Annotated in this window: 10 protein-coding genes; 4 read left to right on the top strand and 6 right to left on the bottom strand. The window is 51.6% G+C overall.

Annotation, left to right across the window (positions count from 1 at the left end):
- Positions 1-69: 69 nt before the first annotated feature.
- Together B157_RS0128195 and B157_RS0128190 are read right to left on the bottom strand one after the other, a co-directional pair.
- Entirely contained in the window at positions 70-945 is an 876-nt protein-coding gene (locus B157_RS0128195; RefSeq protein WP_020606662.1) for a hydroxypyruvate isomerase family protein, read from the bottom strand.
- A 115-nt stretch (positions 946-1,060) separates the two neighbouring features.
- Positions 1,061-1,828, bottom strand: a complete 768-nt coding sequence (locus B157_RS0128190) for a 3-keto-disaccharide hydrolase (protein ID WP_020606661.1) — start codon at positions 1,826-1,828, stop codon at positions 1,061-1,063.
- A gap of 165 nt (positions 1,829-1,993) precedes the next feature.
- On the opposite strand from B157_RS0128190, the gene moeB reads away from it, so the two are divergent.
- Complete coding sequence (gene moeB / locus B157_RS0128185) at positions 1,994-3,133, top strand: molybdopterin-synthase adenylyltransferase MoeB (protein ID WP_020606660.1); 1,140 nt, start codon at positions 1,994-1,996, stop codon at positions 3,131-3,133.
- 80 nt (positions 3,134-3,213) lie between these two features.
- Here the strand turns inward: moeB and B157_RS0128180 are convergent, their stop codons facing one another.
- From B157_RS0128180 to B157_RS0128170, 3 genes are all read right to left on the bottom strand, one after another.
- Entirely contained in the window at positions 3,214-4,461 is a 1,248-nt protein-coding gene (locus tag B157_RS0128180) for an efflux RND transporter periplasmic adaptor subunit (protein WP_020606659.1), read from the bottom strand.
- Between the two features lie 24 nt (positions 4,462-4,485).
- On the bottom strand, positions 4,486-8,919 hold the full coding sequence (locus B157_RS0128175) for a CusA/CzcA family heavy metal efflux RND transporter (RefSeq protein WP_020606658.1): 4,434 nt from the start codon (positions 8,917-8,919) through the stop codon (positions 4,486-4,488).
- Between the two features lie 249 nt (positions 8,920-9,168).
- Positions 9,169-9,555 carry a hypothetical protein gene (locus B157_RS0128170; protein ID WP_026309022.1) on the bottom strand — a complete coding sequence of 129 codons (387 nt, stop codon included), beginning with the start codon at positions 9,553-9,555 and terminating at the stop codon, positions 9,169-9,171.
- Between the two features lie 732 nt (positions 9,556-10,287).
- Here B157_RS0128170 and B157_RS36175 point away from each other — a divergent pair.
- The 3 genes from B157_RS36175 (at position 10,288) to B157_RS40175 (ending at position 13,341) form a co-directional block, all read left to right on the top strand.
- Entirely contained in the window at positions 10,288-11,817 is a 1,530-nt protein-coding gene (locus B157_RS36175; RefSeq protein ID WP_020606656.1) for a Dyp-type peroxidase, read from the top strand.
- Between the two features lie 786 nt (positions 11,818-12,603).
- The gene (locus B157_RS0128160) at positions 12,604-12,855 is read left to right on the top strand and encodes a redox-active disulfide protein 2 (RefSeq protein ID WP_245565310.1); all 252 of its coding nucleotides are present in this window, start codon (positions 12,604-12,606) and stop codon (positions 12,853-12,855) included.
- 357 nt (positions 12,856-13,212) lie between these two features.
- On the top strand, positions 13,213-13,341 hold the full coding sequence (locus B157_RS40175) for a hypothetical protein (RefSeq protein ID WP_281168515.1): 129 nt from the start codon (positions 13,213-13,215) through the stop codon (positions 13,339-13,341).
- A 4-nt stretch (positions 13,342-13,345) separates the two neighbouring features.
- On the opposite strand, the gene B157_RS0128150 is transcribed toward B157_RS40175, so the two are convergent.
- Complete coding sequence (locus B157_RS0128150; protein ID WP_245565042.1) at positions 13,346-14,452, bottom strand: ISAs1 family transposase; 1,107 nt, start codon at positions 14,450-14,452, stop codon at positions 13,346-13,348.
- Between the last annotated feature and the right edge of the window lie 117 nt (positions 14,453-14,569).

Genomic DNA, 14,569 nt, shown 5'->3' with positions numbered 1-14,569 from the left:
CAGGAGCGAGGAGTCAGGAGTGAGAATGGGCTATCTCACTCCTGACTCCCCGCTCCTGATACCGACAAATTATACATCACAAATCATGACACTTTCTTTCAGGCTCGTCAGCGGGTCGCGCTTGGGAATGAATTCCTGCGCCACGTACCCTTTAAATCCAGTATCGACAATCGCCTTCATGATAGCCGGATAGTAGAGTTCCTGGGTTTCGTCAATCTCATTCCGGCCCGGATTACCGCCCGTGTGATAGTGGGCAAAATATTTGTTACTCTCCTGGATAGTGCGAATGATGTCTCCCTCCATGATCTGCATGTGGTAAATATCGTACAGCAGTTTGAAGTTCTCTGATCCCACGGCTTTACATAAATTAACGCCCCAGGCGGAGTGGTCGCACATGTAATCCTTGTGATTCACTTTGCTGTTCAGCAATTCCATCACGACGACGATACCATGATTTTCGGCACTGGGCATCAGACGCTTAAGACCAACAGCGCAGTTTTTCAACCCTTCTTCGTCGCTCATACCCCGGCGGTTTCCCGAAAAACAAATGACGTTGGTCAGGCCTGCTTCTTTCATTTTAGGGAAGATAGCTTCGTAACTGGCCACCAGTTCATCGTGCAGTTTAGGGTCGTTGAAACCATCATTAATACCTTTCCCCGCTCCCTGCGCCATGGCGCAGGTAAGCCCGTATTTTTTCAGGGTAGGCCACTCCGCGGGTCCTGTCAGATCGACTGAGGTGATTCCCATCTCTTTGATTGATTTGCAAAAGTCATCGAGCGGAATTTTCCCGTAACACCACTTACAAACGGAGTGATTGATACGGCCTTTCAGTGGAGCGGACATGGAGTCGGGCTGTGTCATTGGACTGGCCAGGGATTCAGTCAGGGAAGGTAGCGTTAAGGCGGTACCTGTCAGGGTTTTGAGGGCCGTTCGGCGGGTTGTCATAATAACTAAAAGAGTGAAAGAGTGAAAGAGTGAAAGAGCTGTTTGCTAGCGTAGTGGCTATTCACCGTATCGGTGGCCCACTCATTCGCTCATTCGCTCTTTCACTCTTTAAAGTCTACAATTCGCGTATCTTGATGTTACGAAACCAGACCTTATTCCCGTGATCCTGCAGGGCAATATGGCCTTTGTCGTACTTACCAAAGCCTTCCCACCCCTTAAATTTACTCTCCGAAACCATTTTATCCCATTCGGGACCGCTGGTTGGGTATTCGGCCGTTTTCTTACCGTTCAGGTATTGTTCCGCTTTTCCGTTATTGATAACCAGGCGGGCCTTGTTCCACTCGCCGGCGGGTTTTGCGGCTCCCAGATTGACGGGTTTCTGCAAATCATAGAGCGCACCAGCCGTGCGGTTGTTATCACGCCCCTGTTTGGCATCGGGGTGGCGCTCATTGTCCAGCACCTGCATTTCCGGACCAGTCTGGTAGGTTGCTTTGTATTTTGGATCTTCGTGTACGTGGTAAATAATACCACTGTTGCCCCCTTCGGCAATTTTCCACTCCATCTCCAGTTCAAAATTACCGTATTCTTTGTCGGTCACCAGATCACCGGCACCACCCGACGCCAGGTGAATAGCACCATCATCTATCGTCCACTTATCCGATACGGGTTGCCCGGCTTTCAGATAAGTATGCCAGCCACTTAAGGTTTTACCATCGAAAAGGGTTTCCCATTTTCCTTTCTTCGGTGCCGTTTCGGGCAATCCGGCTGTAGAAAGACGGGCCGGGTTAACGAAAGCCTGAGTCGTGGTACTGTTCAGCGTCAGGGCAAGGGCCAGCAGACTGGTTGCCAGCGTAGTGCCGGCAAAAAAATGTACTTTATCCATAGATTGAGAAATGTTAGGACTTTATCGGGGCAATAGTACTAAAAAAATCACATATAAAACGTTAACTAAATATTTCCAATTGTGCCGGGTTCAACGCAATTTTCAGGTCTTTAAATCTGTTGGATTAGTGCAACACTACGTTAGCTTTATCTACCCCGTCCTATCATGGAAGCAACAACGCTTGTTCCGACCGAAAAAGAACGCTATCAAAAACACCTCAATCTGCCTGAAATTGGCCCGGCTGGTCAGTTGAAACTCAAGAACGCCCGCGTACTGGTCGTTGGAGCGGGGGGGCTGGGATGCCCGGTATTGTTGTATCTGACGGCCGCGGGCGTGGGCACTATCGGTATCATCGACCCCGATGTGGTAGACCTGAGTAACCTGCAGCGGCAGGTGCTGTACACAACAGATGAAGTAGGCAAACCAAAGGCGAAGATGGCAGCCAGCCACCTCAACCGTCTGAATCCAGACCTTTCGTTCGATACTCATACAACCGCACTCGAAAGCTCCAACGCCCGTAGCATCATTGATTCGTACGACATTGTGGTTGACTGCACGGACAATTTCAAAGTGCGTTATCTGGTCAACGATGTGTGCGTTACCCTGGGTAAGCCGTTCGTTTATGGCGCTATTCACCGGTTTGAAGGGCAGGTAGCCGTCTTCAACGCCGACCTCGGAACGGGCAGGCGGGGACCAACCTACCGGTGCCTGTTCCCAGAATACCCAAACGATATTGAAATTCCAAATTGCAGCGATACGGGCGTGCTGGGCGTGCTGCCCGGTGTCATTGGCACCTATCAGGCCAGTGAAGTAATTAAACTCATTACCGGCATTGGCCAGCCACTAACAGAACACCTGCTGATGATAGACCTGCTGGCGGTTAGTCAGCAGAAGATCAAGACCAAACGCCGGGCCGATGCCGATGAGCTGGCCCGGCAGGGACTGGCTCCGGCAATGGCTCAGTCCAGTTCGGACGAAGCCGGGCCGCAGAAAATAACGGCACAGGAACTGGCCGACCGGCTGGCAACGGGCGAAAACATCTTTTTGCTCGACGTACGGGAGCGGCCCGAATACGACCTTTGCCACCTGGAAGGAGCTGTCCTGATTCCCATCGGCATGATTCCCAACAACCGGAAGCGCATCCCTACCGACCGGCCCGTAGTGGTGTATTGTCACCACGGCATTCGCTCGGCTAACGTTATCCAGTACCTGTACACGCAGGATGGCCTGACCAACCTTTACAACCTGGACGGTGGTATCAACGCCTGGGCGCAGGAGGTGGAACCGCAGATGGAAGTGTATTAAGGTTAGTCATTGATGGTCATTCGTCGTCATTGATGGTCATTGATGGTCATTTAGATAACAACCAATGACAATCAATTAGTCTACTCCTCTTCGCTGTTATTGAGTTTGGACAGCAGGCTGTAGGCTCCCTTTATCACAATGGGTGTTTTGGCCGGGTCAATATGAGCGGGTATAGTGACGGCGATATACCCCTTGTCCCGAACGCCGGTTTTCACATCGACCTGCCGGAACTGATACACAGGCGCGGTTCCGCTTTTCGTTTCGCGTTTTTCCAGCACGTATATGTACGATTGGCCGCCGTACTCGACGACTGCTTCTTCGGGCAATGTGGATAGTGGCTGCGTTTTTACCGCTATCTGTGCGGATATGTAGCCGCCTGGAATAAAATCATCGGAGTAGCCTTCCGGATGCACCAGTACCGGAATCGTTCGGTCGGGATTGATCGACTTGCCAATCAGGAAAATGTCTCCCCGGTGCGCGTACCGGCTGGTACTGGTATCGGCTCCCACGTTGAATCGGACCGGCTGTCCGGTATGGATACTACTGATGTCTTTCTCAAAAATACTCAGCTTCGCGTGCATATGGCTGATGTCGCTGATTTGTACCAGTACATCGGAGGGGTTTACGTACCGGCCGTTATTGACCGGCACATCCGTTACAAAACCCGAAACCGGTGCTGGTATCGCAATGGTGCGGGTCAAACGGTCGGGGGTTAACGTGGCCGGGTTGATGCGAATAATAGCCAGTCGCTGGGCCATACCCGCCAGTTGCGCCTGTAAGCTCTGGCGATTGGACCGGACCTGCTGAAACACCTTCAGCGCATTGACATTGTCACGGCTCAACTCCTGCTGACGGTCAAATTCCAGGTTGGCGTATTCCAGTTTGGCTTTGGTATCCAGGTAGTCCTGCTGAAGCTGAATGTATTCGGGATTTTCCAGGATAACCAGGGTTTGACCTTTTCGGATAGCCATACCCGGCTCCAGGTTTATCCGGCGAATATAGCCGCCAAACGGCACCGATACCGACATTAGATTCTGGGCAGGTACGTCCAGTACACCGGTCGCTTTGAACGTCGTTTGCATAGATCGTTCGCTGGGCTGACCCAGTTTTATAGCAGCTACCTCGTATTGGGCCTGCGTCAGGGAAACCCGCACAGGGCCCTCAGGCTTTTTCTGGGTCGAATCGGTTGTGGCGGTAGCCTCGTTTTGATTATCCGACTGATTATCGGCCTTTTCATCGGACTGACAAGCCGAGAAACCGATAAATACGCCAATGACGAGTTGTATGGTCAGATGCCGAACGGGCATCATTTTATGAAATTGATTCATGGATGTTTTAATCAGGAAAGTACGTTAGGGATTACCGGCTAAATAATTGATGTACAGCACCGACTGGTCGTACTGATGGAGGAGTTCGAGGTAGTTGAGCCGGATGGTCAGCGCCTGTTGCAGGGCCAGTGAGAACTCCACGTAGCCAATATCACCTCCGCCGAACGCCCGCCGGGCCTGCGTCTGGATAAGATTCGCCTGCGGCAGGCCATTTTGTTCGTAATAGGTCAGGGCATCGCGGTACTGGTTGTATTGCCGTACGGACTGACTTGCCTGCTGATTGAGCGCAAATTGCTGCGTTTGCAATTGGGTCTGGGCTATTTGCTCACCCACCCGCGCAGCCTCGACCCGTGCCCGTCCGGCTCCTCTGATGAGGGGCATCGTTACCCCAACCTGTCCGCCATTAAACCGGTATCCGGGACCGAAAGACAACTCCTGTCCGTCGATCAGTTGACTACCAATCAGCGTTTGCGAGAAAAATCCCACGATAAAATCGGGTTTGAGCCGGGCCTGATCCACCAGCCGGGTTTGCTGGGCTACCTTTATTTGCTGCTGCAACTGACGAATCAGTGGGTTCTTCGCACTCATTAAACTGTCCGTTGGCAACAGAAGCGGTAGTTTGGGCAGTTGCTGTTCCGGTATCATTATGGGGTCGGTGCGGTAGAGCAGCGTCTGGAGCCGGGTGCCGGTTGCTGTTTGAGTTGCTTCGTTTTGCGCCAGTTTAACCCGCTGATCGGCCAACTGGCTTTCGGCAGTGGCCTTCTCCAGATTACCCGTTTCGCCCACCCGAAAACGCAGGGCAGCGGCTTTCACAAACTCGGTGAGTACGGTGTCCTGCTGCAAAAACAGCCGGGTTTTCTGCGCCAGATAAATCAGTTCGTAATAGGTCGATTTAACCTGATAGGTCACATCGTTTTGCGTCACCAGAGCAGCCGCCTGCCTCCCGGCTACGGTTTGGTCATTGAGGTCGGCCAGTCGGCGCATCAGCGTCGGATTCGGGATGGTGTGGGTCACGGTCAGGTTGTTGTCGAAGCGACGCGTGTTGTACTGACCCAGCATCAGGTTAGCCGTTAGCCGGCCCGGATCGAAAGCCGTTCGGCGGAGGGCCTCCTGCTGACTGACGCTTAAACCGGCTAGCTGAACCTGGGCATTTTGCGTAGTAGCCTGCTGGATAGCCTGGTCCAGGGTGAGCGTCTGCATTGAAGGCCCCTGCGCCCAACCGCCCGTTGTAGCCAGCAGCAACAGGGCAATAATCGTTGCCACCGTGGCCGTTTTGGGCTGCTCTTTTTTAGTCTGTCCGTTCGCTTCGCGCTCAACGGCCTTCCTTTCGGATAGCGAATAAAGAATGGGCAGGATAATCAACGTGAGCAATGTAGCGGTAAACAGTCCCCCAATCACAACCGTTGCCAGAGGCTTTTGCACTTCGGCCCCGGCGGAGTTGGAAATAGCCATCGGAATAAAACCGAAGGAAGCCACCAGGGCTGTCATCACCACCGGACGCAGACGAATTTCCGCCCCCTGCCGGATAATCTCGATCATATCGGTCAGCCCCTCCTCGTGCCGTAATCGGTTAAATTCGGCAATTAGTACGATGCCATTCAGTACAGCCACGCCAAACAGGGCGATGAAACCTACCCCCGCCGATATGCTGAACGGCATTCCGCGCAGTAACAGCGCAAATACGCCCCCAATGGCTGCCATGGGAATAGCCATGAAAATAAGCAGCGATTGCCGGACCGAGTTGAAGGTAAAAAATAACAGGACAAAAATGAGGAACAACGCAATGGGCACGGCGATACTGAGCCGTTTTTTAGCATCGACCAGTTTCTCAAACTGTCCTCCGCAGGTAACGTAGTAGCCCGGCGGGAATTTAATCTGCTGTTTTACTTTCTGCTGTAACTCGGCCACGATACTCTCCACATCACGGCCCCGCACGTTGAAGCCAAGCGTTACCCGGCGGTGGGTATTGTCGCGCTGAATCTGGTTGGGCGTTTGCTCCATGCTCACTTTTGCCACCTGCGAGAGCGGAATCTGTTGCCCCCCCGCTCCCATCGTTCCGGGTACGGTGATGTACAGATTCCGGACATCGTCGATACTCTGCCGTTTTTCGGACGCCAGCCGAACGACCAAATCAAATCGCTTTTCTCCCTCAAAGACCAATCCCGCCGACTGCCCGGCGAATGCCGTGTTGATGGTACGGTTTACATCATCTACGTTCAGGCCGTAGCGGGCCATCAGGTTGCGGTCCAGTTTGATCAGTATCTGCGACGTTCCCGATATCTGTTCCACATACAGGTCTTTGGCCCCGTTGACACTCCGGATAACACCCCCTACCTGCCCGGCGAGTTTTTCCAGTTGGCTCAGGTCTTCTCCGTAAATTTTTAACGCCACATCCTGCCGTGCACCGGTCATCAGTTCATTGAAACGCATCTGCACCGGCTGCTGAAATCCGAAGGTTACGCCCGGAATGACCGTTAATGCATCGGCCATCTTACCCGCCAGTTCATCGCGGGTGGTGGCCGATGTCCAATCATCTTTTGGTTTGAGAATCACCATCAGATCGGAGGCTTCGATAGACATGGGGTCCGTAGGGATTTCACCGGAACCAATCTTGGCGACCACCTGCTCCACCTCCGGGAATTTTTTGAGTAAAATTCGCTGGGCTTTCAGCGTCGCATCGACCGTTTCGGACAGCGAACTACCCACCAGCGTGCGGGTATCGACGGCAAAATCGCCCTCGTCAAGCTGAGGGATGAACTCCCCGCCCATGCGCGAAAATAGAACCCCGGCCAGCACGAGTAATCCCACAGCCGCCCCCAGAATAGGGAATCGATACCGTAATGACCAGAGCAGGACAGGTTCGTACACCCGCTGAATGCGGGTAATCAACTTGTGCGAAAAGTTGTCTTTGTGTTCCACTTTCTTGCTCAGCAGCACGGCAGAAATCATCGGTACGTAGGTCAGCGACAGGATGAACGCTCCCAGAATGGCAAAGGCTACGGTCAGGGCCATTGGCCGGAACATTTTCCCTTCCACGCCCGCCAGCGCCAGGATAGGCAGGTACACGATCAGGATAATAATCTCGCCAAAAGCCGCCGACGACCGAATCCGGCTGGCGGCTCCAAACACCTCATTATCCATCTGTTCCTGCGTAAGTGTCCGGTCTTTATTTCGCAGCAGAATATGGTGCAGGGTGGCCTCTACAATAATAACGGCCCCGTCTACAATAAGGCCAAAGTCGATGGCTCCCAGGCTCATCAGGTTGCCCGATACGCCGAATAGTTTCATCATGGAAAGGGCAAACAGCAAAGCCAACGGAATAACCGAAGCAACTACCAGGCCCGCCCGCCAGTTGCCCAGCAGCAATATCAGCACGAAAATGACGATCAGTGCCCCCTCCATCAGGTTATGCTCTACGGTGCCAATGGCGCTATTCACCATTTTGGTGCGGTCCAGGAATGGAATGATCTGTACGCCTTCGGGCAGGGTTTGCTGGATCTCGGCAATTTTGGCTTTTACGTCCTTAATCACCTGCGAGGAGTTCCCCCCCTTGATCATCATGACGATTGCCCCCACGGTTTCTCCCTCTCCATTGCGGGTTACGGCACCATAGCGTACAGCGGAACCGATACGCACCTGCGCCACATCCCGTACCCGTATCGGCAGGCCCGAACGCATGGTCTGATTCTGCCCGTTTAGCCGGATAACGATGTTGGCAATATCCTCGATCGAACCGATAAGCCCTTCCGAGCGGATGAAATAGGCGTTGGGTTTCTGATCGATGTAAGCTCCGCCCGTATTCTGGTTATTTTGCTGGAGGGCCGTAAAAATATCGTTGATGGTGATACCCGCACTCCGGAGCCGGTCGGGGTCAACGGCAATTTCGTACTGCTTGAGCATACCACCGAAGGCACTCACGTCGGCTACGCCGGTCGTACCGAGCAACCCGCGCCGGATAATCCAGTCCTGAATACTACGCAAATCGGTAAGCGTATAACGGTCTTCGTACCCCTTTTTGGGAACGACGGTATACTGGAAAATTTCACCCAGCCCCGTAGTGACGGGTGCCATTGTGGGCGTACCGACTCCGGGCGGAATCTGACTGCTTATGTTTTGCAGCCGTTCCGAAATTTGCTGCCGTGCCCAGTACACGTCGGTGGCATCGGAAAACACAACCGTTACGATAGACAGGCCGAAACGGGAGAATGAGCGGACTTCGAGTAAGCCGGGTATGTTGGAAAGGCCCACTTCCACAGGAAACGTAACGAGTCGTTCGATGTCTTCGGCCGCTAACGATGGGCTGCTGGTAATAACCTGTACCTGATTATTGGTAATGTCGGGAACTGCATCAATCGGCAGTTGCGTGGCCGACCAGACGCCCCACCCGACCAGTGCCAGCGTCAGGAAGCCGATAATTAATTTGTTATGTATAGAAAAATGGATGATGGCGTTCAGCATGATGGCTTACGGCTTTGTTAGTACACTGTATGGTACGTTTTTGTCATTCCGGGCTGGATAGCCGGTACCGGACGAGAGACCTCAAACCTAAACGTTCGGGATTCCTCAGCACGAGCCGACCCGCTGTTGTGGGAATGGGTGGCCGGAGCCATGACAAAAACCTATGTTACAGGGTAATTGATCAGGAAGAAAATAGAGAAATAGGGTACGCCCGGTAAGGGCGAAATTCGGCCTGTGGCCACGCAGCAATCAGCGTCGGGGGGGATTGATCAGCGAGAAAATCGCAAGAAACGAATAGAGATTGGTGTACCGGAAAAAGTCTGCTTTTGACAGCAGCACAACGGATACTACTGACGACATCCCCAGCCGAACGGCCGTTGGGGCAAATGCCGGTACCGCATGACCCGCCGAGGGCAGGTTGTGGTGGCTGTGGTTGGGATGCTTCTGGTGCTCTGAATTGGCTCCGTAGTGCATCGCCAGAAAGTCGGTGAAGCTTAGACCGGGTTCCGCTTTGGCGTGTTGCTGGTAGTGCTGAATCAGTTCGACCAGTTTGGTGGACTGCTCAACACCGAAGCCGGGCAGCAAACTGCTCCCCACCATCAGGCACGCCAGCAAACAGGCAATAATTGATTTCATACCGACTAGTCTTCTCGTGCTTAACGTAATGGCCCTATAAAAGTTTATCGACGGCCGCAAACAGGATTAATTTAGAATCAGTCTATCCCTACTCTCCCGACATTTTCCACTCAAGACTGAGTTGGCGGACCGTGCCTGTTCAGTAATCCTGCCATGGTCCACTACCGTATAATAATATCGACTTTCCCCGGCTAACTTTATAGCTCATTCTCTTGTGTAGTTGCAGCCAAATGACTATTGTTGTGACGTATACTGACCGAAGTCGGCATCTGCTCTAAAGCAATCATAAACAACGAGCGCTCAATATGAACTGACTGATTTCGAGTGACTTGATATTAAGCGAAGTTTCGTACAATAACATGTTGGGTGAGTGTCAATCAAGTGTTTGCGGAGCGGGTTTGGGTCGACAGGATATACCGCTAGTTAGGCAGGTTTAGGCCGACAGGGTAAACCCCCTGAAAACTCAACTGATGGAAATTAGAAACTACGCTGGCTCCCCAATATATCCAAGAAGAGGTTGAAGGTCAAGCTAAATAATTAATGATAAGACACTTATGCGTTTTCACTTTTCAACATTGGACGATTTACCTTTAGATAAATGCATTGGTCGATTTCGGTCGGCACGAGCTACATTTACTACGGTCCGCCAAAGCAGATGAGTCAGATTTCAATTGACAGATAACTAATGAGCATTACAGAACCAATTCACATCAATCTTAAACCATTTATTTTATGCCACTCACTACGGATTTATCAGAAGAACTTATTTCACCTGGTGCCCCCTTTTTAGACGATTTACAGGGCAACATTCTCAAAGGACATGGGCGTGACCACACGCTAAGCGTCTTTTTTCATTTCAATGCCGGTCAACAGGTGAAAGCAAAAGCATGGCTGGCTTCTTTCACTAAACGGTTCGTTCCGTCGGCCAACAAACAGTTGGCCGATACGCAGCTTTTCAAAGATGAGGGCTTACCCGGCGGAATCTTTACGAATGTCTTCCTGACCCATAAGTGTTACACGTATCTGGGTATTCCTGAAAATAAGATACCTACCGACGCCAAATTCCGGGCAGGTATGGCCGCTTCCAACAATGATCCGAGCACACCGATTCCAGGTCTCAACAGTTCGTTGAACGATCCACCGGTGTCAGACTGGGAAGCCGGTTTTGGTGGCCTGATTCACGTAATGGTACTGATTGCCGACGACAATCCGTATTTTGTTCGGGCCATGAAACGAGCGGTTATTTTTTCTCTGAGCGGTATCGCAACCATCATGAGAGAGCAAGCCGGCCGAGGGTTGCGTAATGCCGATGACAACGGTATCGAACATAACGGTTACGCCGATGGGGTAAGCCAGCCGTTGTTTTATGCCAAAGACGTTCAGAATGAACTGGATAAGGGTATCAGGCATGATCACTGGCAACCCCAAGCCCCTTTGAGTCTGGCTCTGGTGCGTGACAAAGGGGGTAAAACGCCGGACAGTTGTGGCAGCTACCTGGTATTCCGGAAGCTGGAGCAGAACGTTAAATCGTTTAAAGACAAAGAGAAAGCGCTTGCAGTTGAGTTGTTCGGACCAAGTCATACCGAAGCCCAGGGTGAACTGGCTGGGGCGATGGTGGTCGGTCGCTTTGAAAATGGTACCCCCCTGGCGCTGGATGGTATCGAAAAGCCCATCGGAAAAGATCAGGTTCCGAACGATTACACCTTCGAGAGCCCTAATAATGACTCCAACAACGTCACCGGCGGAGCGCGATGCCCGTTTCATGCTCATACCCGGAAGAATAACCCGCGTACCGATGGGTTTGGCAACCCTGCATTAGTCGATAACAAGGTCCACCGGATTGTTCGGCGGGGTATTCCTTACGAAGACGTTCCCCGTAAACGTTTACCCGGTGGTTTACTCGATGATGATGTGCAGCCGACAGGTAAGGTCGGTTTATTATTCATGTGCTTCCAGGCTAATATTTTCAATCAGTTTGAATTCATTCAACGGGTCTGGTCTAATAACGAGGATTTTGAACACGGTGCGGTAGGCATCTCGCCTATTATCGGAAAAACCCCCACGCCTATCGATCAAAAATGGCCAGTAGGGTACAACAACTCGGTGAAGAAGCCATTTCTGTTCAGTGATGTTGTCACAATGAAAGGGGGAGGCTACTTTTTCGCGCCTTCACTGAGTTTTCTGAAGGGATTGAGCACCGCAACGGCGATACCGGTTCCCCTACAAATTTTTGACAAACTCGATGCGTTCCTGGTATCCTGAGTAGCAAGTTTTTGATATTTCAATAGAATAGGGCGGCCCTCATAAGGACTGCCCTATTGATTCCATCCAGCATATATAAGAGCGCAAACCCGGTTTATTGAAAGGTCACAGATGCAAAGGGAATTGCCTTCGAGAGTACTCTCGGATTGTAAAAATGCTATTTTGCTGACTCAGCCAAGCCCTTACTCCGTTTGCAATACCTCTGCCAAGTTGGCGGTGTCGATTTTGAAGACTTGGGTGCCAATGGTCACGTTCGTGATTTTGAATGGACGAATCGAATCCAGGTTACGGATACAAGTGGGCAGACTTTTTGCTCGTTGGTTGGGTTCCGTGTGACAAGGTGAACGCCCCAACAGTCAACGTTTTGGTTTACGGGGCAACGTCCAGTCGACAGGTTGCACGTCCCGACAGGCAGGCTTGACAAGGCTCGGTTTAATCGGTAAGTGCGTTGTTTAGCTTCGCGCTTCAGCGTAAAAAAAGTGGAAGTGCGCTGTTATCCGCTCCGCGTGGGTTGGTCTCCGGCGACAGGGTGCTCGCCCCCGAAGTCAAGCGTTCAGCCCAACTCAACAGGTGTGTAAAGGCCGGAAGTATGTCCGTTTTTGGAGTAACTCGCTCATCATCAACACCTATGAGGGTTGGGTGTCCCGGCCAAAATGTGTTTACAAGGCGGGTTGCGGTCAACAGTGCGAACTCCCCAGAGGTCAGGTTTTTGCTAGTTAGTCAGCTTCTGGTTGATACAAGAAACGCCCCGATTAGACAACTTTGTTTTTCCACTAAATTAGCTGCGTGAAAATACAAGAGATGAGCAATGAGGCTTTGCTCAAACGGAAAAAGACAACAGAAGTCGTAACGGCTACGCTTGCTGGGTTACTTACGGTACTGCTGATTGCAGCCATATTTTTGTGCTTCAAAAACCAATCCTCCATTGGACTCCCCTTGCTCATCATTCCTCTTGCTCTGTCCCCTATTCTATATATTAACATCAATGATGTGAAAGTTGTCAAAGGGGAACTACAAACTCGAAAACAAGTGCTTTAACTCCGCTCCGCGTGGGCGTGTCAGGAGCGACAGGTTGCTCGCCCCCGAAGTAAGGCGTTCGGCCCAACGAAACAGGCAGCATAAAGATCACAAGTTACTGATTTTCAATAAATTACCTCCCTCATCTATCAGGACGTTGGGTGGCGGGTCCAGGCTGTTTAGCCATTTCAGGTTGTCGGCTACAGGTGGCAGGCCGCAGTAGGGAAAGTCTAAAAAGTCACCATTTCGGAACCTCCGCGACAGGCTACATGTCCCGACAAGTCAGTGGTTTTGTTTGGAAGTATGCGTTTGTTAGCTTCGCCCATCGACATAGAAAAAAGAGACATTATTATGTTTGTACGAAAGGACTACTCCAAAATGACACTTGATGAATTAGTGTCAGAAGAGAAAAAGATGAACTCACAAAAAATTCCATTTGCTCTGTTCATCGGTATTTTAGTTGGCATTGCTGTTTGGTCAGCTACACACAACAGGGCTTTTTCATAAAATTCTAAGTTCTTCTCCAAGAGTCAACTACATTTTGTCGGTCTGCTGAACAGTCCTCCCAATAGGCTCTCAGATTACCTTTTCTGTCTGCGGCTCGCAGTAGATTCAGGCCAACATTCAACACACTCGCCACACTTCGTAACCGGTTCCCATGCCCACAACGGATGCCGTCTTCGCCAGCCGTTGTGTCCCTCACATAGTGATCGGATTCGATCCGCCAGTGATTGCGGATCGCCCCTGCCAGTACCAGACCACCCAGCCCTTCCAGATTTACATTGCTCACAAAGCAGCAGGACTCCTGAGTAGTTTTGCCGTCTTTGGTGCGAAAGCGGTTACGTTCCACCCACACAATAGAGACCAATCCACTCCTGTCCCAACGCGCATCTACCTGCCAAAGCGGTAGTTCATAGCCCTGATAATGACGTTGTTCTACTCGTCCGTGTCCTTTCTCAAGCTGTGCCCAATCAAAATGGGCTTCGCCTTCACGCAACGCTTGGGCCTGGGTGAGTAACTCGGCCTGATTTGCTTTCAAACCCACCACATAGTTTACACCAGCTTCCTGTAAAGCCCTCAACAGAGCAGGTGTGGCAAACAACGCATCTAAACTCCAGCACTCCCCCTGCAAACTGCCTGTGGACTGCGCCTGGATATACTCCTCTACCAGAGTCCGCTCCGATTCTTTCTGGCCCTGATAGAAGCCTAATACCTGGGCCAGGGCATCCTCATGACCCACTAGTCGAACCAACACCTCGCCCCGTTTCTGGCCACTTACCCCATTAATACTGCCTCGAAGCTCCTTGCCATCCACACTACGCCAGACCCCTTCTACTTGCGCTGACCAGCCAAAGAACTCCTCGCTTAGGCCATTATAGCGGGTATAATCCAAGTCAGCCAGTACTCTTCGTAATTGGCTGTGCGAGATGGCTTTACGGCTCATCTCACCAGTCTGATCCACTAACCAGTCATGTTCTCGGACCAACCATCGGTGCAAGCGGCTGATGCTAAGTTGCCCTCCGCAGCGCAACAAAGCCCATAACAGGCTTGTCAGCACGAAGGCCAGATTATGGCGTTTACCCCGCTCATCACGCGGGTCAGGCAGGTGGGCTTGCAAATGCTGGTAGTAGGCCCTAATTTCGTTTTTTGGAGCGGGGCGGTCGTCATGCGATTTTATCTTGGTCGAGAAAAATCACAAAGATCGCTCTACTCCAAATTTTATGAAAAAGCCCTG

The sequence above is a fragment of the Spirosoma spitsbergense DSM 19989 genome (genome assembly GCF_000374085.1).
GTDB lineage: Bacteria > Bacteroidota > Bacteroidia > Cytophagales > Spirosomataceae > Spirosoma > Spirosoma spitsbergense.
Note: the sequence above shows the minus strand (reverse complement) of the source record. Positions and strands in the feature narration are given on the sequence as shown.